22 protein-coding genes are annotated in these 26581 nt (G+C 43.6%); 9 read left to right on the top strand and 13 right to left on the bottom strand.

What is annotated here, in order from left to right; translation table 11 throughout:
* Positions 1 to 145 precede the first annotated feature (145 nt).
* Positions 146 to 1252 carry a competence protein CoiA family protein gene (locus F1644_RS01600; protein WP_118302213.1) on the top strand — a complete coding sequence of 369 codons (1107 nt, stop codon included), beginning with the start codon at positions 146 to 148 and terminating at the stop codon, positions 1250 to 1252.
* Between the two features lie 43 nt (positions 1253 to 1295).
* On the opposite strand, the gene F1644_RS01595 is transcribed toward F1644_RS01600, so the two are convergent.
* The 9 genes from F1644_RS01595 to mnmE all read right to left on the bottom strand — a co-directional run bounded on the left by F1644_RS01595 (position 1296) and on the right by mnmE (position 10053).
* Positions 1296 to 1856 carry a hypothetical protein gene (locus F1644_RS01595; RefSeq protein ID WP_118302214.1) on the bottom strand — a complete coding sequence of 187 codons (561 nt, stop codon included), beginning with the start codon at positions 1854 to 1856 and terminating at the stop codon, positions 1296 to 1298.
* 2 nt (positions 1857 to 1858) lie between these two features.
* Entirely contained in the window at positions 1859 to 3073 is a 1215-nt protein-coding gene (locus tag F1644_RS01590) for a relaxase (RefSeq protein WP_118302215.1), read from the bottom strand.
* Positions 3070 to 3456, bottom strand: a complete 387-nt coding sequence (locus F1644_RS01585; RefSeq protein WP_118302216.1) for a plasmid mobilization protein — start codon at positions 3454 to 3456, stop codon at positions 3070 to 3072. The genes F1644_RS01590 and F1644_RS01585 overlap by 4 nt, the downstream gene beginning before the upstream one ends.
* 256 nt (positions 3457 to 3712) lie before the next feature.
* A complete protein-coding gene (locus tag F1644_RS01580; protein WP_118302217.1) occupies positions 3713 to 4762 on the bottom strand; it encodes an AAA family ATPase in 1050 nt (349 codons plus the stop codon).
* Between the two features lie 3 nt (positions 4763 to 4765).
* On the bottom strand, positions 4766 to 5143 hold the full coding sequence (locus F1644_RS01575; protein ID WP_118302218.1) for a helix-turn-helix transcriptional regulator: 378 nt from the start codon (positions 5141 to 5143) through the stop codon (positions 4766 to 4768).
* 114 nt (positions 5144 to 5257) lie between these two features.
* A complete protein-coding gene (locus F1644_RS01570; RefSeq protein ID WP_118302219.1) occupies positions 5258 to 6112 on the bottom strand; it encodes a hypothetical protein in 855 nt (284 codons plus the stop codon).
* A gap of 168 nt (positions 6113 to 6280) precedes the next feature.
* Positions 6281 to 7390: a tyrosine-type recombinase/integrase gene (locus tag F1644_RS01565; protein WP_118302220.1), complete on the bottom strand. Its 1110-nt coding sequence runs from the start codon at positions 7388 to 7390 to the stop codon at positions 6281 to 6283.
* Between the two features lie 121 nt (positions 7391 to 7511).
* Positions 7512 to 8390: a helix-turn-helix domain-containing protein gene (locus tag F1644_RS01560; protein WP_118302221.1), complete on the bottom strand. Its 879-nt coding sequence runs from the start codon at positions 8388 to 8390 to the stop codon at positions 7512 to 7514.
* A 268-nt stretch (positions 8391 to 8658) separates the two neighbouring features.
* The gene (mnmE, locus tag F1644_RS01555; RefSeq protein WP_118302222.1) at positions 8659 to 10053 is read right to left on the bottom strand and encodes a tRNA uridine-5-carboxymethylaminomethyl(34) synthesis GTPase MnmE; all 1395 of its coding nucleotides are present in this window, start codon (positions 10051 to 10053) and stop codon (positions 8659 to 8661) included.
* A gap of 265 nt (positions 10054 to 10318) precedes the next feature.
* Here mnmE and F1644_RS01550 point away from each other — a divergent pair, with 265 nt between their 5' ends.
* Positions 10319 to 14518, top strand: coding sequence for an acyl-CoA dehydratase activase-related protein (locus F1644_RS01550; protein WP_118302223.1), 4200 nt, complete (start codon positions 10319 to 10321; stop codon positions 14516 to 14518).
* A gap of 4 nt (positions 14519 to 14522) precedes the next feature.
* Positions 14523 to 15146 carry a TetR/AcrR family transcriptional regulator gene (locus F1644_RS01545; RefSeq protein ID WP_118302224.1) on the top strand — a complete coding sequence of 208 codons (624 nt, stop codon included), beginning with the start codon at positions 14523 to 14525 and terminating at the stop codon, positions 15144 to 15146.
* Positions 15147 to 15206: 60 nt separating this feature from the next.
* Here F1644_RS01545 and F1644_RS01540 read toward each other — a convergent pair whose 3' ends face one another.
* Together F1644_RS01540 and F1644_RS01535 are read right to left on the bottom strand one after the other, a co-directional pair.
* The gene (locus tag F1644_RS01540) at positions 15207 to 16160 is read right to left on the bottom strand and encodes a 3-oxoacyl-ACP synthase III family protein (protein ID WP_118302225.1); all 954 of its coding nucleotides are present in this window, start codon (positions 16158 to 16160) and stop codon (positions 15207 to 15209) included.
* 18 nt (positions 16161 to 16178) lie between these two features.
* Positions 16179 to 16763, bottom strand: a complete 585-nt coding sequence (locus F1644_RS01535) for a TetR/AcrR family transcriptional regulator (protein WP_118302226.1) — start codon at positions 16761 to 16763, stop codon at positions 16179 to 16181.
* A gap of 188 nt (positions 16764 to 16951) precedes the next feature.
* Here F1644_RS01535 and F1644_RS01530 point away from each other — a divergent pair, with 188 nt between their 5' ends.
* The 5 genes from F1644_RS01530 (at position 16952) to F1644_RS01510 (ending at position 21610) form a co-directional block, all read left to right on the top strand.
* On the top strand, positions 16952 to 17884 hold the full coding sequence (locus tag F1644_RS01530; protein ID WP_087420335.1) for a YitT family protein: 933 nt from the start codon (positions 16952 to 16954) through the stop codon (positions 17882 to 17884).
* A 164-nt stretch (positions 17885 to 18048) separates the two neighbouring features.
* The gene (locus tag F1644_RS01525; protein ID WP_118594302.1) at positions 18049 to 19260 is read left to right on the top strand and encodes a hypothetical protein; all 1212 of its coding nucleotides are present in this window, start codon (positions 18049 to 18051) and stop codon (positions 19258 to 19260) included.
* Positions 19253 to 19738, top strand: coding sequence for an RNA polymerase sigma factor (locus tag F1644_RS01520; RefSeq protein ID WP_118302228.1), 486 nt, complete (start codon positions 19253 to 19255; stop codon positions 19736 to 19738). Before F1644_RS01525 ends, F1644_RS01520 begins: the two co-directional genes overlap by 8 nt.
* A gap of 12 nt (positions 19739 to 19750) precedes the next feature.
* Positions 19751 to 20656, top strand: coding sequence for an anti-sigma factor family protein (locus F1644_RS01515; protein ID WP_118302229.1), 906 nt, complete (start codon positions 19751 to 19753; stop codon positions 20654 to 20656).
* A gap of 45 nt (positions 20657 to 20701) precedes the next feature.
* Complete coding sequence (locus F1644_RS01510; protein WP_087420331.1) at positions 20702 to 21610, top strand: porin family protein; 909 nt, start codon at positions 20702 to 20704, stop codon at positions 21608 to 21610.
* A gap of 114 nt (positions 21611 to 21724) precedes the next feature.
* Here the strand turns inward: F1644_RS01510 and hydF are convergent, their stop codons facing one another.
* Together hydF and F1644_RS01500 are read right to left on the bottom strand one after the other, a co-directional pair.
* Positions 21725 to 22924: a [FeFe] hydrogenase H-cluster maturation GTPase HydF gene (gene hydF / locus F1644_RS01505; RefSeq protein ID WP_118302230.1), complete on the bottom strand. Its 1200-nt coding sequence runs from the start codon at positions 22922 to 22924 to the stop codon at positions 21725 to 21727.
* A 125-nt stretch (positions 22925 to 23049) separates the two neighbouring features.
* Positions 23050 to 24201: a sigma-54-dependent transcriptional regulator gene (locus tag F1644_RS01500; protein ID WP_087420329.1), complete on the bottom strand. Its 1152-nt coding sequence runs from the start codon at positions 24199 to 24201 to the stop codon at positions 23050 to 23052.
* Between the two features lie 183 nt (positions 24202 to 24384).
* Here F1644_RS01500 and F1644_RS01495 point away from each other — a divergent pair, with 183 nt between their 5' ends.
* Positions 24385 to 26574 (top strand): patatin-like phospholipase family protein, encoded by a 2190-nt coding sequence (locus F1644_RS01495; RefSeq protein ID WP_118302231.1) that lies wholly within the window; start codon positions 24385 to 24387, stop codon positions 26572 to 26574.
* Positions 26575 to 26581 lie beyond the last annotated feature (7 nt).

Genomic DNA, 26581 nt, shown 5'->3' with positions numbered 1-26581 from the left:
GCATCGTGGGGTAAGGGGATGTTGGCTACATATTGATGTTGTGCTGTTGCTTTTTACTGAAAGCTACTACTAACGACTCATAAATCTACCCTTAATCGTGTATTGGATGATAGTTGCGGATTTTAGGAGTAAATAAATATATTCCATGTCTAAGAAAGGATTATTAACATACGCATTTAATTCAAATGGAAATTTTGTCCATATAGATGAAGTCCCCAAAGGCTTGGCGTGCGATTGTTATTGTCCATCATGTAAAGAAAAGTTAGTAGCTAAAAATGGTGGAGTCAAACGTATCCATCACTTTGCTCATGCCTCTGGAATGGATTGTGAGGCTGCCTATGAAACCATGTTACATAAGCTAGCAAAATTAAGGGTACAAGAGGCTTTCATGTCTAAAGATGTATTTAATGTGAGTTTCGAGTATCGCTCATATTGTCCTCAAGTTAACTCATGTACATTTGTAAGATATGGCGATTGTTATAAAGCAACTCAAAAAATATTCAATTTAAAAGAGTTCTATGATTCATGTGAACAGGAGGTACAATATGAGTCAATAAATAGGCGTTCTGACTTAAAAATATTTTCTTCCAAAAATCCCAATTTGCCACCGATATACATAGAGTTCTTTGTAACTCATGCGAGTGATTCTAATAAATTACATAATGGAGGAAAAATTATTGAGGTTAAATTAGAAACTGAAGATGACATTCAATCTATAATAGATAATGGTTTCGTAGAATCAAATCGACAGATTAATAAAGATGAGATAGATGCCAGATTATACCCGGAGTGCTATACTACATTTTGGGGATTCAAATCAGAAGATTACAATGAATCAAGCATTAATCAGGAGGTGGAATTTTCAAGATATATACTATATACATCAGGAAAATCACGATGTTATCAAGACACATCATTTTGTAAAAAAATAAAGAAAGCTAGAAGCCAATCACTTATGGAAATCTGTTTTCACACTCCTGTAGCATTTGGTATTTATGAATTGGCTAAGTACCAAGGTTACAAAAGGTTTGGAATCAAAAACTGTCTGTATTGTAAAAATTACGTTGATAGCTATGATGGCTTAGGCAAGTTGTGCCGTTTATACAAATATCTTGGTATAAATCGATTTGACCAACACGATACTGCAAGAGCTAAAAATTGCTCTCGTTTCATACTCAATCATGAAGAAATGGATGAAGAACTGAAACGATTTGAATCATTGAGTAAAAGTGAATATACCGAATTAGAATAACCCCAACAAGTTAATACCAACTAGTTGGGGAGTTTTCTTTTTATCATTTCTCAAATTTCCTTATCCATTTTGGAAGATACAGTACCAGCGTGATTCCGATGGCTGCAATTCCGGTTGTTATGCCGAGGCATTTCCATATTAGGCTGGAGTGCCAGAATTGGATGTTCAGAATCAGGATGCAGAGCATAAATGTGGATAGGGCAAGTATCAAAATCAGAACAATATAAATAGAGTTTATTGGAATTGCTACATAGCCATCTATTTTACGGATGCGACTCTCTGATTCTTTCAGTTTGCTGTCTATGTGTTCAGTCAGCTGTCGACTTGCTTTGCAGAGATTCTCAAAAGCCTCTTTCTCACCCTTATGCTTTGCCTGCTGATGTACATACTCCTTTACATCAGGCATAGTCTGAAGAAACTCATATAACCTTCGCCTGAGCTGCGCCACATTGTGATTCAATGAAATTAAATCTTTGAGGTTAAAAGCAATGTTGTTTAGAAGAGCCTCTATCTGCTTATCTGTCAATGGATGTTCTTCCTGACCAGACTTTGCACTCGGCTTCACACTATTACTTAGTTCCGATATATCTATTCTTTTTCCCATGCTTATCGTTTTAATCCTGATTTCGTTTGCTTTCCTAATGAACGGGTTGCCATGCGTGCACAACGACGAGCCCAGTCCAGTTCATCTTCATTCTTATCTCTCCATGGTAAGTCGCTTTGAGAACCGCCACCACCGCCAGTTGCAACTATCTCATCACCTCCGATAAGCCCAACAAAAATTGCTACAGCCAAATCTTTAAGTTCATCACAGTTGGCAACAAGTCTGTAGTCAAATTCATCATCAAATAGGTTGAGCACATCACGAGGAACAAAATATCGCTGCTGTTCTCCGTTGTGAGTAACCTCGAATGCATCTGTATTTGGTCGATATTGAGTATAATCAACAGCTATTTCCTGTCTTGATGCAATCTTCGGTGCACTTTGCACTTTTGCACTTTTCTCTGTTGATCTGATTGAGGTTGCAGGCTGATGATGTAATTTCTTCCATGTGCGTTCTAGCTTGGAAGCCATCAAATTTCTGCCCACTCCAATCTCAGAAGCTTTATACTTGTAACTACCTTTTTGCAATACATAGCCTCTGAGTGTTCCACTTTCATCCCTGCGTTCAAATATTGAGTAACCTTTTGCTTGAAGTCCTCTTTTATAATCGTCCCATGACCAGGAGGGCATTGATTGAAGTGTATCGAGACAATCAGTATTGACCTGAGGGATATTACTATTGTGCACTTCAATTGCGGTAGTCCAGCCACGTTTGCGTGCAACTCGTTCGGCAGCTCGTTGTGCTCTAAGATGAATTTTGTGGTCATTGTTTACGTTACCATTTTCATCAACCCTGCATACTATACCATGCAGATGCGGAATACCTCCGTCCGATTCGGTGTGCAACCATACTGTATGCTTACTTCCCGATATATTGGTCAATTTGGATATAACCTTTCCGTTCTTATCGGGGATGTTTTGCTTATCGAATTCCTCGATAAATTCTTTCCATAACTTCTCCCAATCATCAAGAGTAAAGTGTCGTGTATGTCCGGGTGATGGTGACAACTCAATGCGTATAACTGAATTCTTCATTGAACGAAATTGTCCAAAGGTCAGCTGCATCGAATTCCATATTCCATAAGCATCCAAATGAGAGGGGAGTATATTATCATATACCCTGTATATCTTCTCAGGATTCTTCTTATTATGTGATTCTCCGGTAATATACCGAAGTCCATTAACTCCATGTGAAATGGCTTTAGCTTTTGCAATCATGATTCTTCTATCTCTAATTTTGGTGGTAAATTGTTCGGGGTTTTCACTTTGTCTAAAAAGGCAGTTATGCTGTTACCCATATCTGCAAGTCTCTCAAGCCACCCCAACATATAAGGATAACTATTGAACATCTGCATTCTTTTAGATATTTCCATTCCTTTGAGTGCTGATGTGTATTGTACAATATCTGCCCGACAGTTATTAAGGTTTTGTAATGCCGATACTTCGGCTTCTGTTAGCCGATGTTTTGGCTCATAGTTATAGGCACGAGCCAGCAGATAATCACTGACAGACATTCCACATTTGTCGGCCGACTCCTTTATATATTCCTTCTGTGATGGGGTAACTTTTGCCCCGATAAAGATGTTTCTTATTTCTTTCATATTTTCTGAATTTGATTTAATAATAGGTGCGAGCTTGCGAGTACCGCACCTGCGAATAATGAGCAGGCAAGAGCGCCATTGTACAACCGTTACGCAGTGAGGTTATACCTTGGCATATCTTGCAACAGTGACCTGTTGTTTTCTACTGAACGGCTAATACAAGTGTACACACAAATAGGTGCTTAGCAGTAACTTTACTTTAATCAGGATATATATGCTTTGAGAATAAAGTGAAGTCGCTTTAATAACGGAAGTCCTACTTGAACTCATAGACTTTATTGTCTTTGACTACCATGCGTTTGTTGCAAACGAATTGTGCTACCGCTACTGCTCTGTTTTGTCCGAGCTTCACACCCTGAGATTGATATCCACGTCGCAAAGCCTTAACGAAGTCGTTGTATTTACCGATGCTTCCATTTTCAAATGCCACAGTCAGAGACTTTCGGTGTACATCTTCCGTTATGTCTTTGTACGGGTCAAATGGTGCTTTGGTTGGACGTCCAGCTTTCTTCTTTGTGGGTGTATAATCTTCTACCAATTCGGGCAATATCTCATCGTTGATACAGAACGCAAATGGCTCAAAATCCTTTCCTCTGCTCAAAAGTGACTCTACGACGCTTATGGATTTATCCTCTTTATCTACCTCAATTTGAAGAACTGATTCAGCTTTATTATTGAGTTCTGTTCCGATGTGTCCTCGTGCATTTTCATCACTTTTATTCTGGTGGAGAATGGTATGCAAATGTATCTGCTTGTCATACGTCCATCTCATTAGTTTGGTTGAAATCTCAGTAGCCTGATTAGCACTATTGATGTCATATAACAGGTCTCGTACACCATCAATGATAACCAGGCCAAGATTGGGTATCGCTTCTATGGCTTGTTCAATGATTGTGATGCGTTCTTCAGGGGAGTACCTGCGTAGAGCCAACTTCAAAAGGTTCTCCGGGTCTGAATCTAGCGAATGTCCCATTAGTCGGATAATTCTGTTGAGTACCTTTTGACAATGGAGTTGTCCTTGCTCTGTATCGATGTACAAAACAAATCGTTTATCTTCCGGGAATTTTGCATTATAGTGCAGTACAGAGCCATTGGATAATGCAGCAGCTACAATAGCCGACACATTAAAAGTCTTTTTGCTCTTAGCCTTTCCGATTGATACGCTGAAGTTGCCTAGTGTTCCAAATGTACTGTCGCCAACCATCAGTACTTCAGGTGACTTGATGTAATCTTTTGTTATACTGATTCGAGACTCTTCAATACACGCTTGCAGATCTTCATACTTTGAAAAATCCAACTCTGCCATAACCTAAAAGTTTAGAGGTTTTGGTCTGCGACGGATAGTTGAACGCATTGCTTCGTGCTCTTCCTCAATGCTCATAGGCTTTTCGCTCTTTCTGCCAGATTCCAACCATTTATCAAGGTCATCCCGATAGACAAGCAGACGTTTTCCTTGTTTTACAACAGGAAGTCCACCATATTTAACCTTGTGATAAAATGATGATTTTGTGATGCCACCAAGATAAGCACACACTTCCTCTCTTGTCATGGGTACATGCGTGTTCTCTTTCTTCTGAGCAGCATTGGCAAAATGCATCTCCATCATTGATTCCAAATTGGCGATTTGCTCGCACAGCTGATTTACCACGGTTGGCAAATCATTAAATGTTAATTCTTTGGTCGACATAATTTAAACAGATAATTAGTTAAACGTGTCGCAAATCAATACAATGGAAAAATGCAGTTTTTTTTCAGCAAAGATTAATTATCCTGATAACTGAAAATATTTGCAGTTGATGGTTTAGGCTGCTGTTCCCATCATACACTTGAAGTGATAATCTCCTTTTTTAGGTGCGTCAATACGGATTTTAGATGTAATATCATCGCGAAGATTCTTTTCCAAATATTGAACAGTTGCTTCACGAAGTTCATACGGAAAGACAGTCTTGATGAATAATGCTCTGTCAGCCATTGGTGTTCCTAATCGCTGACCTATATTCCAGGCAAAATGTCTCAGGTCAGGGGAGCGAAGTGGCTTGTCGGGATTAGAGCGTATTGGCTTAAGTTCTTCTAATTTTCCACATGAAAGATAGTTGATGTTGTCAAGAAGAATTTTCACATTCTCTTTGCTGAGGAATTCATGCATAACACCTACAGTGTATCTACGCACTTCATTCATAATATCAATACGTTTTTCGGCACTTTGTTTCTGGCTCTCTTCCAAGAGTGTTTCGAATTTATCTAATGCAGAGGACGGCTTTTCTGTAACTTCTTCTGTTTTCTCTGAAGTAGTCCCGGTATTTTCGAGGTTAATGGTAATATTGATGGGAGGCGTAGTAGAGACTTCATTAGTTGCTACTGATGGAACAACCTGTTCGACAGCATCTTGTGATACTTTATCTTCATTAACACTTAGGTCTTGCTTGCCAAAAGAAAAATAAATCTCATTCTTTGTCAGGAACTGATAGAAGATACGGTTAAGCACTCCGCAAGCGAGGATTGATACTATCAAAACCAATATTATTGGAGTTGAATATTTCATCAAATTGATTTGATGATTAAGGAACAGATAACTGCCAACAATCGTGAAGGCAATTACAAATAATGAAAGAAAAAGGCTTACTTTCTTGGCTTGAAGTTGAGCTGAATTAGTCATAATTATGAGATTTTATGTTTATCTTTTTCTCAAAATTAGATGCTTCAATCCGATTGATTGCAATTAGTTGCAGTAAATCGTTCAGAAAGTATGAAAAAAACAAGTCAGAGTATGATTATCTGAAAAATATCATACTCTGACTGCAAAAATAAGGGTAAAATAAGACTCTTAAGATCTTCTCAAAGTTATCTTATTGCTGGCTTCAAGTTTGTTCGCATCTACTACCTTTACATATCGCTGTGTGGTAGTAATGGATTTATGAGCCATCATGCTACGAATGGTATTCGGGTCGGTTCCGGCAGCGGCCTGAAGTGTTGCAAATGTTCTGCGATAGGAGTGAAAGGTAATGTTCTTTGTGATGCCTGCCGAAGCAATCCATTTCTTCATTGGGTATTGTGTCCAACTCACTCTCAATCCCTTAAACACTTGTCCACGTTTACCCGGTTCATAACCAACCAACTCCAATGCTTCGGCACTAATGGGAATGATATCTTCAGTTTTGGTTTTCTGTGTGATGATATGCACGCATTTACCACCTGCTGAGTAATCTACAATATCTTCCCAACGTAGTGCTGAGATGTCGCTTCGTCTCAGACTGGTCAGGCAAGAGAAAAGGGAAGCAGTTTTTAAAATAGGGATTTCACAAGGTGTTTCAGCCAAAGTGAAAAGTTCTTCTACCGATAAATAATCCTTGATTACATCGTCTGTCTCGATCTTTTCGAGATAATCATTTACATTGTCTTTAATCATTTTACTTCTATATAATATTTTAAGGAATCCTCTGAAAGTTGACCAGTAACCTGCGGCTGAATTCTTTGATACTCTTCCTGAACGAGTCAATTTCTTTGCATGTAAAAGATATTCGCGGAATCCATTACAGAGGTCATAATTGACATCTTCAAAGGTGCATTTGTTCTTTACATAGTGGGAAAAGTGAGCATACACGAAAGCCCATTTCGGGTCATGTTTGGGAAGCTGCTTGCGGAAATATTCGAGCAAGTCACCTTTGTAGCGATCCTTGTCGAAGAAATCATACATTTCATTGACTACAGACGCGTACACACGACAGCGAATAGCTTCTGCCTTTTCAGACATTTCAGCATTGAAATTTCTTTCTCTCTGATTTTTCGGATTTGCATAAATTTGTATATCTATGCTTTTGTGACGATAGACTTTCATAGTCTCTTTGTCGCGATAACCTGGATAAAAATCCAAATAGAAACCTAACATACCGTTTCTTAATACACGTGTTCTTAATGTAATGGTTTTACAGTCCATATTTTTATAATTTTAAAAGTGATACAATAAATTTTTCTGGTGCAAATGTGAATAATGGAAACATGCAGATTCTTTTCAGCAAGAGTTAATTTTCCTGTTTTCTTCAAATAATTGCAATTAGTTACTTTCGAGCTCCCATAACATGGTCAAAATCAACTTTTAGGAACCGTACATAACGACCTTTCTTCTCTCTTTTAATCTCATGGAATTGTAAAACTCCATATACAGAATCACGAGAAAGGTTGTATTTCTTCATAGCTTCCTGCACAGTGTAGTATTCAGCTGTACTCTCTTGCTCACTTGATTTTGATAAATCGAAATGGATTTTGGAATAGAATATTTGCCCATGTTCTTTCTTTGATGGGATATTGTTACGATAGACTTGTGAACGGATAGCAACTCGTGTCATTCCATATTTCTCCTGAATCTCTTCGGGAGTGTACCATTCAGTCAAGGCTTCATCAGTTTTATACTTTGCAAATGCGGCATCAATATGCTTTTTGCTGTAATAATTGAACTGACGGATCTTTACCTTGGGAATGTTGTTCTCTCTGGTGTAGGTCCAAACCCATTTAGGCTTAACCTTGTACTTCTCCGCAATCTGCTCAGCGGTGTAGTATTCTGTGATGTCAAAATCATCTTTAGGAATAATACGCTCATAAGGTTTCGTCTTTAACATTAACTCGATGTCTGTTCTTCTGATGATGGATTTCTTGGGACTGATTCGTGATGCACGAAGTTTATTTTCTTTGACAAGTTTATAAATGTACTGTCTAGTTACACCCATAAGTTTTGCCGCTTGTGCAAAAGAAAAGAAATCCTGACCTTCTACAGATGACTTTGGTGTTAAAATCTCCTGCATCTTTTTTAGTTCACGTTTTCGTTCTCTTATTCTTTCTTTATATCCAAGAGATGAACATCTGTGGCTACAATAACACGTTGTAGTCTTTTGTGCGATAAATGGTTGACCGCACCATTGGCAAATTTTTCTTACTTTCATATTTTTCTATTTTTATGAGGTTATTTCGCTTTATTTCGCCTCTTTTATGTCAATACACGTAAACCACTGTCAACACACGTAAACTAATGCGTCATAGTGACATCGGGCATTTCTTCCCATTGGTTTCGCGGTAGAAATACGGTAGAAAAATATGGTGAAAAAGTGCATATAACCGGACTTAACCGGATTTTAGGCAAATAAAAAAGCCGCTGAAAATCAGCGACTTCGTTATAAATAGTTCTAATTGATTGCAGTTAATAATGATATCTTACTTTCCGATGCAAAAATTCTTAAATATATTTCCCAAAACCTCATCCGTTGTGATTTGTCCCGTGATTTCACCAAGATAATGTAGGCATTCCCGAATGTCTTGTGATACAAACTCACCACTAAGATGGGAATCCAGTCCAGTGATGACTCGCTCGATGGCAAGGCGGGCATGGGTGAGGGCTTCGTAATGACGGGCGTTGCTGACGATAACATCTCCTGAATGAAGAGCATTTATGTTGATCGTGGAAACTAATTCGTCTACCAAGTGGTTGAGGTTATACCCTGTCTTTGCAGCAATCGGGAGAATCTTTTCTCCGGAAGATAGAGACGTGATTTGTGACAAGATAATATCGGCAGCATCTGTTTGGTCTGTCTTGTTGAGTAGAATTAACAAGCGGGCATCAGGTCCGAGATGTTCTTTCACTTGGGTATAATAGGGAAGGAATTGTTCCGTGTCTTTGGTTGCATCGATTAAAAATAACACGACACGGGCTTGTTCGATTTTTGAAAAAGTACGTTCGATTCCCATATTTTCTACTCGGTCGTCAGTGTGGCGGATGCCTGCCGTGTCGATAAATCGGAACGTGATTCCCTGAAGGTTAATCGTATCTTCGATCACGTCGCGGGTCGTGCCTTCTATATCAGAGACGATGGCACGATCCTCTTTTAGCAGAGCGTTGAGTAGGGTACTTTTCCCCACGTTGGTGTTACCGACGATGGCTACCGGAATTCCGTTTTTGATCACGTTGCCGAGGGAGAAGGAGGCACATAGGCGAGAAATTAATGTATCAATACCGACAGCAATGCCCCGTAGTTCCGATCGGTCTGCAAACTCCACGTCCTCTTCCGAAAAATCCAGTTCGAGTTCGAGTAGAGAGGTGATATGTAACAATTCCATTCGCAGTTTCATCAGTTCGTCCGAGAATCCGCCTCGCATCTGGCTTAATGCCATGCTATGGGCTGCTGCGGAGGATGAGGCGATCAGATCTGCAACGGCTTCCGCTTGGGAAAGATCCATTTTGCCGTTTAAAAAAGCTCGTTGAGTAAATTCCCCGGGAGCGGCAAGCCGTGCCCCGGAAGAGATTAATAGCTGTAATATACGTTGCTGTATGTACACGGAACCGTGACAGGAAATTTCGATCGAGTCTTCCCCGGTAAAAGAATGGGGAGCATGAAATACGGAAATCAGAACCTCGTCGATTAGCTCTTTCCCGTCATAGAGTTTCCCGAAGTGAATCGTATTCGGACGAACGTCTGTCAATTTTTTCCCAGAAGGGGAAACAAACACCCGATCACAAATTTCAATACATCCTTTTCCTGACAGGCGAATCACGGCGATAGCACCCATCCCGGGAGCAGTGGCAATAGCACATATTACAGACTGGTCATTCATGATAATTTCTTTCGTGCAAAGGTATATCTTTTTGTTGAAATTCGATAGGGTCTTTACGTGCTAGCGATATAGAAAGAAAAGAATAGTCATGCTGTACGAGTGATTAGATAAAATAATTGCGAAGTAGATGTGGTTGTACTTATTCTGCCTTTAAAATGGTTGTTAAAATAATATAATTCTAATTTTCACGTGATTACGCTATTGAAACTTGTTTTATATTTGTGTTTGACAATAGTGTAAAACGTATATGTAAAACGTGTAGGCTATGATTAGAATGGGTATTGATATAGGTTCAACGACAGCCAAGTTAGTGGCAGTTGATGAGTATGATAAGATTTTGTTCTCAAAGTATGAGCGGCATCATGCCAAGGCAAAGGAAACAATAATTCATTTCTTGAGAGAGTTGTTTTCTTTGCTGGGTGATGCGGATATTTCCGTGAAGATCACAGGTTCAATTGGTATGGGGATTTCGGAAAAATGTTCTTTGCCTTTCGTGCAGGAAGTTGTGGCAGCAACAAAGGCCATACAACAGGGTTATCCGCACGTGGGGTCCATGATTGATATTGGTGGAGAAGATGCAAAGGTTGTTTTTTTCAAGGATGCCGAGGCGATTGATTTGCGTATGAATGGTAATTGTGCCGGGGGAACAGGAGCGTTCATTGACCAAATGGCGGTGATTCTGGGGGTGAATGTAGAGGAGTTGAATCGGCTTGCCCTAAATGCTACCCGGGTGTACCCGATTGCCTCCCGCTGCGGAGTGTTCTGTAAAACGGATATTCAGAACTTGGTGGCACGGAATGTCAGCCGGGAAGATATTGCGGCCTCGATCTTTCATGCCGTGGCAGTGCAGACGGTGATTACGCTGGCTCATGGGTATGATATAGAAACGCCCGTGTTATTCTGTGGCGGTCCGTTGACGTTTATTCCAGCTTTGCGGAAGGCTTTTATTGAATATTTGTCTCTTGACGAGAGGGACGTGATTTTACCGGATAACGGGACGTTACTCCCGGCGTTTGGTGCGGCATTATATCGAGAGGGCGATGATCACACGTGTAAATTGTCAGCACTGATTTCGAGAATTGATCGAGAGTTTGATTTTTCGGGAAATGCGAGGGGAAGTCTGGAGCCGGTATTTACCAATGCGGAAGAGTATAGGATGTGGCAGGAGAGAATTTCTAGGAATCAAGTGCGGAAGTCATGCTTGACGGCGGGTGAGCATGAGGTATTCGTGGGTATAGATTCCGGTTCTACCACGACGAAGATCATGGTGACGGATATTCATGCCAGACTACTGTATTCTTATTATAAAATAAACGGGGGAAACCCGATAAAAGCGGTGGAAGAGGGGTTGGACGGGTTGAGAGAGGAATGTGAGAAAAGGGGAGCTATTCTCCGGGTAAGGGGAAGTTGCTCCACGGGATACGGGGAGGACTTGATTCGATCGGCATTCCAGCTCCATGCTGGGATTATCGAGACGATCGCACATTATATGGCCGCTCGTTACTTGAATAAGAATGTATCTTTTATTCTTGACATCGGGGGACAGGATATGAAGGCTATCTTCGTCAATGACGGGGTGATTGACCGGATTGAGATCAACGAGGCTTGTTCTTCCGGGTGTGGTTCGTTTATCGAGACATTTGCCCACACGTTGGGATACACGGCTCACGATTTTTCTATGGCAGCCTGTCGTGCGTCCTCACCGAGTGATCTGGGGACACGATGTACCGTTTTCATGAACTCGAAAGTCAAACAGGTACTCCGGGAAGGAGCAACGGTGGATGATATTGCTGCAGGATTGGCTTATTCCGTCGTGAAGAATTGTTTGTATAAAGTACTGAAACTAAAGAATGTCTCGGTTCTAGGTAAAAATATCGTTGTGCAGGGTGGGACCATGCGAAATGATGCGGTGGTACGTACGTTGGAATTACTCACGGGTACGGAAGTTACCCGGTGTAATATTCCGGAACTGATGGGGGCTTTCGGGTGTGCCTTGTATGCGATGCAACATCCGGGAAAACCTATCTCTCTTGACGAGATGATTACCCAAGCTCGTTACACGTCAAGCGTGTTACATTGTAAAGGATGTGACAACACTTGTTCCGTGATGCGCTATTGCTTTGGTAATGGAAAAAACTATTATTCCGGGAACAGGTGTGAGAAGGTCTTCACGAATGGCGAGAACAATAAAGTGAAGGGAGTAAATGTTTATCTCCGGAAAAACGAGTTGCTATTCCATCGTGATGTACGGGTTGACCATCCATTACTTACGATTGGTATACCACGCTGTTTGAATATGTACGAGGAATTCCCGTTCTGGCATACGTTATTTACATCGTGCGGTATACGGGTGTGTTTATCCGATCCCTCGAATTTTCAGCAGTATGAACGTCATGCTCGCATGGTTATGTCGGATAATATTTGTTTCCCGGCGAAACTGGTACATAGCCACGTGCAGGATTTAATTGATCGAAAGGTAGACCGGGTGTTTATGCCTTTCGTGGTTTTCGAGAAACAGGAAAAAGAGCAGAATAGTTACAATTGTCCTATCGTGACGGGGTACTCGGAGGTCGTGAAGAGTGTACAGGCAGAGGGAATACCGGTTGATGCTCCGGCAATTAATTTCAAAGATAAGGAACTACTGTTTAAACAGTGTCGTGAGTATTTGGAGCAGGTAGGGGTAGACATTCATTCCGTGAAGAAGGCTTTCGCAGTAGCCCTGAAGGAGCAGGAGACTTTCATGAACGAGTTGATCGGGTATAACGAGCAAGTCTTGCGTGATGCGGGGCAGGCGGGGGCCTTAACGATATTGCTAGCTGGTCGCCCGTATCATACCGATCCGTTGATTCAACATAAGGTTTCCGATATGCTTTCAGACATGGGTATTCACGTGATCACGGATGATATAGTCCGCGATAAGGATATTCCCATTCATGACGTGCATTTCGTGACGCAATGGGCATATCCCGATCGTATTCTGAAAGCGGCCCGGTGGTGTGCCGGGCAGGGTAGAAATATCCAGTTCGTGGAGATGACCTCGTTCGGTTGTGGACCTGATGCTTTTCTCGTGGACGAGGTTGGCGAGCTGTTAATGCGTCATGGTAAGTCACTCACCTTGTTGAAGCTTGATGATATTAATAACGTGGGATCGATGAAGTTGAGGGTACGTTCATTGGTTGAGAGTTTGAAACTTGCTAACGAGGACAAGAAACAAGAACAACAGACTAGGGAGTTTGCCACCGTTCCCGTTTATGACGAGACGTATCGAGACCGAAAGATTCTGATTCCGTTCTTTACTCCGTTCCTGTCGCCATTGATTCCGGCGGTGATGCGTGTGGCGGGGTATGACGTGGAGAACTTGCCTCTCAGTAATACCGAGTCTTGTGAATGGGGGCTGAAATACGCCAATAATGAGGTCTGTTACCCGGCAACGTTGATCGTGGGGGATATTATCAAGGCCTTTAAGAGTGGGCAATATGATCCCTCCCGAACGGCCGTGGCGATCACCCAGACGGGAGGACAATGCCGGGCGAGCAATTATATATCTTTGATCAAAAAAGCGTTGGTTGATGCGGGTTACACGGATGTGCCTGTTATCTCGTTTTCCCTGGGTAGCTCGATCGAGAACGTGCAACCGGGATTCCAGATAAACTGGTTGAAGATGTTACCCATAGCTTTACGTGCTGTTCTTTATAGCGATTGTATCTCTAAGTTTTATCACGCGTCTGTTGTGCGGGAGAAAGAGAGTGGGGAGGCGGCCCGCTTGAGAGATATGTATCTGGAAAAGGCGGAAAAGTTAATCTTGGAAAATCGTTCAAAGGAATTGTTCCGTTGTCTTTCCATGGCCGCTGCTGACTTTGATCGAATCTGTAAAGATGAGACTCGTCCTAAGGTTGGTATTGTTGGCGAGATCTTTCTGAAGTTTAATCCTTTTTCTCACAAGAATATAACCGGGTGGTTAATAGAACGTGGGATAGAGGTGGTGCCGCCCATGATTACCGGTTTCTTCATGCAGAGTTTCGTGAACCGGAAAGTGAAGGTGGAGTCGTACATGGAAAAAAGGCAGTTACCCGAATTCGTGTATGATTTGGGTTATAAGACGGTGAAGAAACAAATAGACCGGGTAAACCGGATTGCCGGGCGTTTCCGCTATTTTATTCCTTTCGGGGATATTTTTGAAGAGGCGGAGGATGCCCGAAAGGTCGTTTCCCTGAACGCCCAGTTTGGCGAGGGGTGGCTGTTGCCTGCCGAGGTGATGTCTTATGCCCGACAGGGGGTGAAAAACGTGTTGGGACTACAACCTTTCGGTTGTATAGCCAACCATATAGTGGCTAAAGGTATTGAAAAACGTGTAAAAAGTTTCTTCCCGGATATTAATTTACTATCTTTAGATTTTGATAGTGGTGTTAGTGATGTGAATATAACTAATCGCGTTTTGTTATTTATAGATAATTTAAAGGGATAGTGTCATGACGGAATCTGTTAGTAATGAGAATCTGGAAACAAAGATTATAGAGATAGCTAAACAACAATTTATAGAAAACGGTTTTGCCGAGACCAGCATGAGTGATATTGCGGCGAAGGTGGGTATTAACCGTCCGGGGTTGCATTATTATTTTCGGACGAAGGAGCGGATGTTTCAGGCTGTTTTCGGGGAGATCGTGCTGTTTCTGCTCCCCAAAATACAGGATATTGTCTTGCAGAAGGATAAACCTGTTACGGAGCGTGTAGGGGGTGTCATTGATGCTTATTTTGAGGTATTTAGTGAAAACCCGCGTTTGCCGTTGTTCGTGATGAGAGAATCGAATCGGGATGTTAATCATTTGATCAACACGCTTGCCGATTTACGATTGGAACGGAATTTTCTAGAGATAGCGCGAAGTTTGCAAGATGAGATGGATTCCGGGCGACTGAAGCCTGTACCTCTACGTTTTGTCTTTTTCACGTTTTATAGCTTGTTGATCATGCCTTTCGTGATGAAAGACCTTTGTGCATCTCTTTTTCTTGAAAAAGGGGAGTCTTTTGAAGAGATGTTTGCCCGTTGGAAACCTTATATCGTCATGCAGATGGATAATTTATTACGTGTGGATTGAAGATGAAGGAGTGGCAGAAATTTTTTGCCACTCCTTCATTATTTTTAATTCTGTATTTGCTTAAAGAAATTGTAATAGCGCTGCCCCGCAAGAGTATCCACCCCCGAACACGGAGAGAGCCACGAGGTCGCCATGGTCGACCCGGTCAAGGTTTTGCGATAAGGCGATGGCGCAACTGGGACATCCCGTGTTACCTACCTCTTCAATGTTCGACAGCATATGATCTTCCGGAAAATCGATCTGACGTGCGACGGTAGCCATGATTCGCTTGTTCGCTTGGTGTGATGCGATGAATTTCAAGTCTGTCAGTTTTATACCTTGGCTGTTGGTTACAGCATTTAAGCCTTCGATCATGTAATGGCAGGCATTGATAAACACGTCACGTCCTTCCGGCATTCCGATCCCCCCGTGATGTGGGCGTAAATATACGGCAGTGTCTGCTTTACCGATGTGGCCAAGTCCGCGGGTGAATATATTAAGTATGCGGGCGGCTTTTTCTCCTTCCGGCATAGTGGAGATGGCAATAGCCACAGACCCGTCACCCCATAGATGACCGCTTTGCGGACACGTCTCGTTGCTGTATTCCGTGTTATGCTCGGATGCCACGACGATTGCTTTCGTTGCCTTGTTCATGGCAAAATACCCTTCAACGATTTCCATGGCATTGATAAACGAGGAGCAGGCTGCCGAAACGGTGAGACAACGTGCAGCTCGTGCTTTGAAATGGCGTTGTATCATGTGTGCTGCCGTGGCTACCGTGTCGTGAGGCGAGTAAGTGGCTGCCACGATCAAGTCGACTTCCTCTATGGGGAAGGGTAGTTTTTCATTCAGGCGTTTAACAGCCTCCAGGGCCATGGTATTCGTGTTCTCGTTTTCGCCAGCCTTGCTCCGGGTGCTTATTCCGGTACGGGTGCGAATCCACTCGTCGTCCAGACCATTTACGTCCTTGAAGTAGGAGTTTGGTACTCGGTCGTCCGGGAGATAATGGGCGAAGGCGTTGATATATAATTCCATATAATAGTGTGTGTTAGTTTATTTCTTAATTATACCGTGAAATAATATGTTAATATACTCGTTAATCACTTGTGGTCGTGGTTGATGTTCGTACTGGCGTATAAAACCGAATTCCAAACTTTTAAAGACGGATTGCAGAGAATTAGCCAAGCGCCGGGGTTGTTTGATCGAGAAGATTCCCGCATCGGCCCCATCCCGAAGGATCGAATAGAGTAGCTCTATTTCCTGCCTGTCTATATTCTCCCGTAGTATTTCAATCTTACTGTTATTGTGTAAAAAAGTTTCCTTGATAGGTTGGCTGCCGCCCATGAGTTCTGCGATTAAATTGAATCGTTCCTTGATATATAACTTCAACCGTTTGTCGGCTGGCAAGGCCGTTCTGACTGCCTGTTCGAGTTTTTGTTCTATTAATTCTATTTTTTGATCTACAATGTGGTTAAAAATATCTTCCTTACTGTTAAAATGAGTGTATAGCGTACGCCGACTGACTTTAGCGGCACGGGCAATATCCTTCATTGTAGTTCGATAAAAACTTGTTTCAGTGAACAATTTTTGTGCCACGCTGATAATTTTTTCTTTTGTAATCAGTAAGGTTGTTCTCATTTTAATTTCACAATTTGGAAAAAGTGTGCAATTATAATTAATATTCTCGTACGAACAAAATCAATGCCACGGGTAATTCTGAAATGTTAAATAACGAATTAAAACATTTTCCCCCGAAAATATGACTTTTGTCATGTTTCGTGAGATGGGGGAGGTGTATATTCGCGGCCGAATTTAAATCAGATGAAATGGTGAATATACTTTTAAAAGAGAAACCGTTTACCCGTGAGTGGTTCCGGACGTATGCGTTACTCGTCGGGGGAGCTTTTGTGTTGGCTCTGGGGTATAGTTGTTTTATGGCGCCTTACAAGATTGTCCCGGGGGGAATTTATGGTATCACGATCGTTCTTCAGCACAAGTGGGGATTCCCGATCGGTATGGCCGCACTGTGTTTCAACCTGCCGTTGAGTTTGCTGGGCCTACGGGTACTGGGTTCCGGTTTTGGGGTGAAAACGTTTATTTGTTTCATCCTTGTCGCTGTTTTCTCTGATAGCTTGCCTGCGATTCTGTTGACATTGATGGGTGAGCCGATTCCCACGGATCCTTTGGTGGCGCTCGATCCTTTCAAGCTGGGTGATGAGGTGTTATTGGCGTGTATTTTTGGTGGTGTTGTCATGGGTGTCGGTGTGGGGATGATCATGAAAAGTCGCGCATCAAGCGGAGGAACCGACGTGTTGTCGAATATCCTCCACAAGTGGACTCACCGCCCGTTGGGACAGTTGCAGATGATGGTCGATTCATGTATCGTGATCTTCGGTTTCCTCATGTTTCAGGACTGGAAGGTGCCGATGTATTCATGGCTTTCCATTTTCCTCATGGGTAAAACGATTGATATGATCCTGCAAGGGTTCAATGCCGAGAAGAGTTTCTTTATTATCTCCGACAAGATCGAGGAGATTCGTGCGTATATATTGAATGACCTGCATCGTGGTGGCTCCATCGTGCCGATACAGGGGATGTATAACCGTTCGGAGAAGGAGATGATCATGACTATGGTCAATCGTCGGCAGATGGCAACCTTGCAACAGGCCATCTACAAGATTGATCCGAATGCTTTCGTGACGATATTCGACGCTAACCAGATTCTAGGGAAAGGATTCAAACGGTTGGATGCAGAATGAATCAAGAATATTATTTCGTAATATAATTTATTTTAAATCCGGCTTAACATGGGGTAATCTCTTTTGTTGAGCCGGATTTTAATTTAAATTGTTTTCTATATCTTCATTCGTTTTGTAACTTTTCGCCTGATTCATTCGTCCCATTAATAAACAAAAATAGTGGTATGTTAAAAACATGGATAACTGGGTGCTTAATCTGTTGTGCCTGCGTGACTAACGGGTCTGCGCAGAATAGTCGAGCAATACGGATTTACGGGGAAGTGACTACGGTGATGAATCGTAAAATCTGCGGGTACATCACGTGGGGAAAAAACCTTTACTGGACAGACATTTTCACTGCGGGAAAGATAGGGAACCCGTATATGCGGTATCGGGATATTATGGGCGATAACGTTCGTTTCAGTGATGGGCGGAGAGATACCCCGCCGGAGCATGAATTCTCTTGTCGTTTCGGGAATATTCGATCGATTCGGGTGATCGGTGACAGGCGGATTGAATTGGGTGTGAAAGGGGGAAATGTCACTGAACTCGAACGGGGGCGGTCGCTTGCCATCGGTAACTGGATTGCCGTGGAACTGCGGAATGGAAAGACGGAAAGCGTGGTATGGGACCATATCAGCGAAATCGTTTTCTCTGCCGCACCTGACACGATCCCCGAGCCGAAAGATCGTCCCATTGCGGGTATCGTGGAGACACCTTACGGGATGTACAAGGGGCTTGTCCAATGGGATCTGGACGAGAATTCACTAGATGCGTTACTCGACGGGCGGACGGAATCCAGCGGGGTTTCCGTGGCATTCAAGAATATAGCGAGTATCAAGTCGCTGGGAAACTCTTCCTTGGTAACCCTTCATAGTGGTAGGGAACTTTACATGTGGGGAGAAAACGACGTGAACGCCACGAACCGGGGAATAGCCATCAACCTGCCGTCTGTCGGGCAGGTGATCGTGGGATGGCATGACTTCAAACTGTTTCGTTCCATTCCTCTCGATCAATTGAATCTTCCTGTTTATGATGATTTTGCGGCTCCCGAACGTTTGTCCGGGAGGGTGGAAACACGGGACGGACTATCGCTGGAAGGGGTGCTGGTGTATGATCTCGATGAGGCCATGGATTTCGAATTACTGGACGGGCAGAACGGGAATATATCTTACCGTGTACCTTTCAAGTATGTGCAGGAGATAGAACCTAAAAACTATAAATACACGTGGGTCAAGTTGTCGGGGGGAACCGAGCTGGTGTTGGGGACGATGTGTGACGTGACAGCGGCGAATGACGGGGTATTGGCCTTCCGGGCGGGGGGAGAAGTTGTTTACGTGCGTTGGCGTGACGTGAAACGTGTCGAGTTATGGACCAAGGTAAAACAGAATGACTAGAACCGAGTATAACCGGGCCGTGGACCATTTCTCCGATGGTGTGTATCGTTTTATCCTTAAAATGTGCAAGTCGAAAGAGATGGCGGAGGATGTTGTGCAAGATAGTTTCATGAAACTTTGGGAGGAAGTGGGGCATATCGCTTACGATAAGGCAAAGTCTTTTCTTTTCAGCACGGCGTATCACAGGATGATTGACGTCTTACGGCGGGAAACGAAGTTTGGGGATATTGAGACCGTGGCAGACCGGGCCGGGGAGGTGCGGGAGGAATACACGGGGTTACAAGAAATATTGAATATGGCCTTAGAAAAATTGCCCCCGGTGCAGAAAACGGTGATTCTCCTGCGGGACTACGAGGCGTATTCTTACGGGGAGATTGCTGGGATCACGGGGTTGAACGAATCGCAGGTGAAAGTGTACATCTTTCGGGCGAGAGCATTTATGAAAGCCTACATCCGCAGGCCGGATGTGGTTGTTTAAGCGGGAGGAGATATGATAACGAGAGAGAATTACGAGATTTATTTCATGGAGTACATGGATGGGAACTTGTCGGCGAGAGAACAGGCAGAGGTGGAGGCATTCTTGCTGGTTCACCCCGACTTGCGGGAGTTACTTGACGGGATGGACGAGGTGCGGCTGGAAGTTCCTGCGGAAGTTTTCGGTAAAAAAGAAGAGATAAAACGAACGGTATGGGAAAGGGAAATTGAATATTATGCTATTGCTGCCGCCGAGGGTGTTATCACGGATGAAGAACAGGCGTGGGTGGACGGGAATGTCAATAAAGATGTGTTTGAACGGGAAGTTGAAACGTGTGCCAAGATTAAAGTAAAGCCTGACCCGACATGTCGATTCGAGGGGAAAGCAGGGGTGTATCGTAAGTCCGGGGCGGTACTTTTCGTCAAACGCTATGCGGCTATCGCTGCGGTAGTGGCCTTGGGGATCGTGGTGGCTATTTATTCCACGAAAAAAGAAGAATTTTCCATGGAGGATTTACCCGTGACCGTGGTTAAGACGGAGACAATCTTGTTACCGGGGGTACCGGAACCGGAGGCAATAATGGAACCGGAGATTGAGAGGGAGCAGTTTATGAAACGGGAGGCAGAGGCGGGAGAGACAGTCGTGGTCGTGGAACGGGTGATCCCGCCGGATGTTATCGAATTGAAAAAGCAACTGAAGGTTCCCGTGGAGATCATGGCTCCGCAACCGAACGAGATTCTGACTTCCCCGTACGAGGGACTTCAATTCCGGGCATCGGTGAAAGAACAACGAGAACCCGTGTTTCAATTGATTACCCGGTCGGGAAAGTCAGATAACATCGTGAATAACTTGATTGATGTGGGAAAGAACGTGCTGGAACGTCTCCGGGCTAAAGAGAAAAAAGATATAGAGAGCTTGTAACTAATCGGGAAACTTAAACGTCATGTAAGAAATAAAAATAAGGTTATGAGAATAATAGCAGCTTTTATCATTTTGATGGTGTGGGGACTGTCTGCCGCGGGGCAACGGGATAGCGTGATTGTCAACGACGGCTGGCGGAAGGACACCATTCGCAAGAAAGGGCAGGTCATCGACACCCTCGGCAAGGAAACAGAAATGATTATCTGGGACAACACGGTGCGGGAAAGCGAGGAAGAAAGGATAAACAACATGGTCAAACCTCCTCTAGATTCTAGGGTGTTCAATGCTCTTTCCGGTAAGGTGCCTCGTCCTAACAAGTTCCGCGGGCATTGGAACGGGTTCTATTTCGGGTTCGTGAACTTCGGGAAAACCAATTATTCCAAGTATGGCGGCGATAATTTCATGGAGTTGGATTGGGCGAGTTCGTTCACGATGCACTTCAACTTTGCCAGGTTTAGTTTCGGGTTGAGCCCCCGGCAGCGTTTCGGTATATTCACGGGATTCGGTCTTGACTACTCCCGCCTGTGTTTTGACGGTGATATAACTGTCCGCCGCAAGAAAGGCGAGATGCTTCACGCTGTGCCATTGTCTGACTTGGGAATCGAGGAGGTGAAACGGAGTACTTTCAAAGCTCTTTATTTAACGATACCTTTGATGTTGGAAAAACAAATCCCAGCTCCACATTGGAAAAGGTTTTATGTCTCCACTGGGTTCATCGGGGGAATTCGCCTGCACTCTAAGACAAAAGTCGTTTACACGAGTGAAAAGGGAAATAAACGTAAATTGAAAGAGAACGGGAGTTATGGGATGGTTCCTTTTAAAGTTGATTACACGCTCCGGGTTGGTTACCGTGGCGTGTGTATCTGGGGAAACTACTCGTTGACCAATATGTTTAACAAGAACCGGGCACCGGAGTTGCGACCTTTTGCGGTAGGGTTCGGGATAACGATTTAATAATTTAGATTTTAGATTAGGTCGCACGAGGAAACCTCTTTAACTACCTCCTTTAACTCCTCTTCACTTGTGTAAGGGGAGCCAAAGGGGGTAGCTCAATTTTAAATTTAAAATCTAAAATTTAAAATCAGTAAGTTCTTTCGTTGCCCTTTCGAATATTCCATGTAGGTAAGCAATCGTCATTCCATAATTACTAACAGGTATTCCTGCGTCGATGGCAGGTTGGAGCCTGTTTTTCAATTGTTTCCCGGTGATCATGCAACCACCGCACTGGATAACCATGGCATAGTCGGTGATGGGGCGAGTGATCGCATCTAGACCGACGATGAAATCGAACTGGAAGTTTTTCCCAGTGTGTTCCTGTAACCAACGGGGAATTTTGTGACGGCCGATGTCCTCACAGGAAACGTGATGTGAGCAGGACTCCAGCATCAATATGCGATCTCCTTCTTTCAGTTCTTCGATCCGGGGTGTCCCGGCGAGATAAGCCTTGAAGTTTCCCTTGTGGCGGGCAAGAACGATGCTAAAACTCGTGAGGGGAATCTCCGGGGAGATGATGGCAGCCACTTTTTTGAATACTTGACTATCGGCTATCGCAAGACGGGGGCGGATACCCGTTTTTTCCAGAAAGGAAGTGACTTCTTCCGGTTGCAAGGCGATGGAGACGCAACGGTTGTCGAGAATATCCCGGATCATCTGTACTTGCGGCAGGATGAGTCGCCCGGCGGGGGCTTCGGAATCAATCGGGGTGATCAGCAACACGATGTCCCCGGGGGTAAGTAAATCACCGATCAAAGATTTCGGGGCGTTGTCTTTTTTCCATACACTTTTCAGTGTATCTAGGATCGGGGTCGTGTTATCTTCCCGGGTGGAGAAGTCGATTACGGGACAGTTGTAGGTAGCCGTTAATTTTTCCTTTAAATCGGGAGTTAAGGCGACTTCGTCCCGTTTGTTGTGGATTACTAGAAACAGGGTTTCCAGTTTCTTTAACTGTTCGGCAAGTTGTTGTTCGTGTTCTTCAAAACGGTTATCCGTGATCACGAGTAGGGCCATATCAGCTTGAGATATAGCATTCCGGGTTTTTTCCACCCGCATTTCACCCAAAGTTCCCGTGTCGTCGATACCTGCCGTATCGATAAAGATAACGGATGCAAAGTCCGGGATTTCATAACTTCTTTTCACGAGGTCGGTAGTGGTTCCGGCCACATCCGAAACGATAGCAATATTCTGACCTGTCAGGGCATTTATCAGCGAGCTTTTCCCGCTGTTTCTCCGGCCCAATAATATAATATGTAGTTTATTATCTTTTCCCATAAAACGAGCTAATTTTAAATTTTATATTCCTGCCGGGATTCGCCTTCGGCGAGTTACAGGTTAGCAAGTTACAAGTTACAGGTTTTTCAACTTTTAGTTTTTATCTTTTTTCTTTTATCTTTCCATTATCTGTACATCCTCACGTCTTCCCGGGTAATGGTGTTGCCACAAAGAATGACTAATCGTTCCACGACGTTACGTAATTCACGGATATTACCCGTCCATTCGCACTCCTTCAGTGCGGCGATGGCATCGGGAGAAAGCGTTTTGGGGGCGATGCCCATTTCCGTGCATACTTCTGTCAAGAAGTGATTGGCCAAAGCATCAATGTCTTCCAGACGCTGGCACAAAGGAGGTACGTCAATAATAATCACGCTTAACCGGTGATAGAGGTCTTCCCGGAAATTTCCCTTCTTGATTTCTTCTTTCAAATTCTTGTTCGTGGCGGCAATGACTCGCACGTCTACATTAATATCGGCATCCCCACCGACACGGGTTATCTTTTGTTCCTGCAAAGCTCTCAGCACTTTGGCTTGGGCGTTGAGGCTCATGTCACCGATTTCGTCGAGGAAGAGCGTTCCCCCGTTGGCGAGTTCGAATTTCCCTTTCTTTTGCTTGATGGCCGAGGTGAAAGAACCTTTCTCATGCCCGAATAACTCGCTCTCGATGAGTTCCGAGGGGATGGCGGCACAGTTTACCTCGACAAAGGCATTGTCCTTGCGGTGGCTTAGCTCGTGCAATTGGTGGGCAACGAGTTCTTTCCCGGAACCGTTAGGCCCGGTGACCAGTATCCGGGCATCGGAAACGGCCACCTTGTCGATCATGGCTCGTATATGGTTTAAGGCCTCGGAATTCCCGATCATGTCGTATTTCTTGCTGACCTTGTTTTTCAGGGTCTTTGTCTCGTGAATTAATAAATGTTTGTCCGTGGCGTTCTTTATCGTGATTAGTATACGATTCAAATCCAACGGTTTTTCGATGAAATCATAAGCCCCTTTCCGGATGGCCTCTATGGCGGTGTCTATGGTTCCGTGACCGGAAATCATGATTACCGGGGTGTCCGCGGAGAACTCTTTGATGCGTTCCAGTACTTCGATACCTTCCATTTTCGGCATCTTTATATCGCAGAATACAATGTCGGGTTTTTCAGATTTCACGGAAACGAGTCCTTCCATTCCGTTTTCAGCCAGCACGACTTCGTGTCCCTCGTATTGTAGAATATCCTTCATCGAATTACGGATACTTCTCTCATCATCAATCACTAATATTTTCGTCATACTACATTTTTTAGTCTCACCGCAAATTTAGCCAAATAATTTGGAAAAAGAAATGTCAGATGTTGTGCGAACTTGGGAAGTTGAGTTGCTAATGTTCCGAGAAATTTGTATTTTTGGGGAGTTTAGAGCGAGAAGAATGGTATCTTTTTTGATCTAACCTCTTAAATTTAAATTCTGAAATGTATGAAACGAATTTTGGTGTTTCTTCTTGTTTTATTTATTATATTGGATGTTCAAGGCCAACGGAAAAAGGTCGGGTTGGTGCTGAGTGGGGGAGGTGCGAAAGGCGTGGCACATATCGGAGTGTTGAAAGTGTTGGAGGAAGCAGGTATCCCGATTGATTATATTGCAGGGACGAGTATGGGGTCTCTCGTCGGGGCGTTGTACGCAATTGGGTACGATGCGCACACGATGGATAGTTTGGTGAGGAAACAGAACTGGATGTTTCTGTTAAGTGATAAAGTATATCGTTATAATCTCCCTTTCTCGGAAAAGGAGGAAACGGAAAAGTATCTGGTTTCCGTGCCGATAAAGAATAACCGGGAGATCAAGATTCCATCGGGATTCATCAGCGGGCAGAATATTTACAACCTGTTTTCGGATCTGACAATCGGTTACCATGATTCGTTGGATTTTAAGAAATTGCCGATCCCTTTTGCTTGCGTGGCGAGTAATTTGGTGGATGGTAAGGAGGTTGTTCAGGACCGCGGCGTGTTACCGCTGGCCATGCGTGCGAGTATGGCTATTCCGGGTGCTTTCGCTCCCGTGCGGAAAAATGGTATGGTACTGGTGGACGGGGGTATTTCGAATAATTTCCCGGTAGATATAGCTAAAGCGATGGGAGCCGATATAATTATCGGGGTAGACGTACAGGCGGAACTGAAAGATGCATCCGGGTTGGAATCCGTGATGGGGATTCTTGACCAGATGACCTCTTTTTTAGGTATCCAGAAGTACGAGGAAAATAAAAAGATGGTAAACATCTATATAAAGCCGGATGTTACACCTTATTCGGCCGCCAGTTTTTCGTCAAGCGCTATTGACACGCTGATCATGCGGGGTGAGGACGTGGCCCGGAGTCAATGGGATGAATTGATGCAATTGAAAAAAGAGCTAGGACTCACAGAAAGTTTTCAACCGAAAAAAGTATCTGAAGATATAATTATTGAGAATGACACGATCATGGTGGAACACGTGCATCTGTCAGGAATTGATGAACGGGATGAGAAGTGGCTACGGAAAAAGATACGGATAAAGGATTATAGCCGGATCACGTTGAGCGATCTGCACGAGGCAATTGCCGAGTTGTACGGGATCGGGGCATTTTCGAGCGTGAGTTACAAGCTTAGTGGTGGCCCGGTGTACGATTTGGAATTGATACTAAAACAAAAGCCGATGAGTTCTTTGAATCTGGGTTTCCGGTTTGATTCAGAGGAAATGGCGGCTATTTTATTGAATACCACGCTTACTCACAAGGATTTGAGAGGTTCGCGGCTTTCCCTGACCGGACGTTTAAGCATGAATCCTTACGTGAAGTTGAACTATTCGTTAGGCAATACTTTCCTGCGGCGTTTTGAATTGGAGTACATGTTCAAGTACAATAACCTGGATATTTATACCAAGGGAAAGAAAACGGATAACGTGGATTACGGAGTTCATCGGGTAAACCTGGGAGGTTCTGATATTTATTTCCGTAACTTTAAATTGCAACTGGGGATTCGTTATGAGTATTATAATTACGAGTCGTTCCTCTTCTCGGACAAAGATCATAATATTTCGGTGAAACCGGAAGGGTTCTTTAGTTATTACGGGCTGGCGCACCTGGAAACCTTTGATAAACGTTATTACCCGACACGAGGAATGTCGTTGAAAGTGGATTATTCTTTGTACACGGATAATTTGATCACCTATAATGACGGGGCTCCGTTCTCTGCTATCGGGCTGGATTTCGAGTCCGTGCTGTCCATCACCCGGCGGGTGAAGTTTATCCCGTCTATTTACGGGCGAGTGCTGGTGGGGCATGATGTTCCCTATCCCTATTTGAATTGCATGGGAGGGGATGTTGCCGGGAGGTATGTCGATCAACAATTGCCTTTCTTGGGAATTCAGCATCTGGAGATATTCGATAATTCGGTTGTGGTGGCAAAAGTCAAGGTGAGGTATAATATCGGTCGTAATCATTATATTTCTCTAGCCGGGAATTATGCGAAACAGGAGGCTAATTTCTTTGATATATTCGGAGGTGATGATATTTGGGGCGGGGGTGTCGGATATTCTTACGATAGTATCGTGGGACCAATTGATTTCATGTTCAGTCTCTCGGATTGGTCAAAGAAACTGGGCTTTTATTTTAACTTGGGATATTATTTTTAGAAACGTG

Origin of the sequence: Butyricimonas paravirosa (assembly GCF_032878955.1) — a bacterium.
Lineage (GTDB): Bacteria > Bacteroidota > Bacteroidia > Bacteroidales > Marinifilaceae > Butyricimonas > Butyricimonas paravirosa.
Note: the sequence above shows the minus strand (reverse complement) of the source record. Positions and strands in the feature narration are given on the sequence as shown.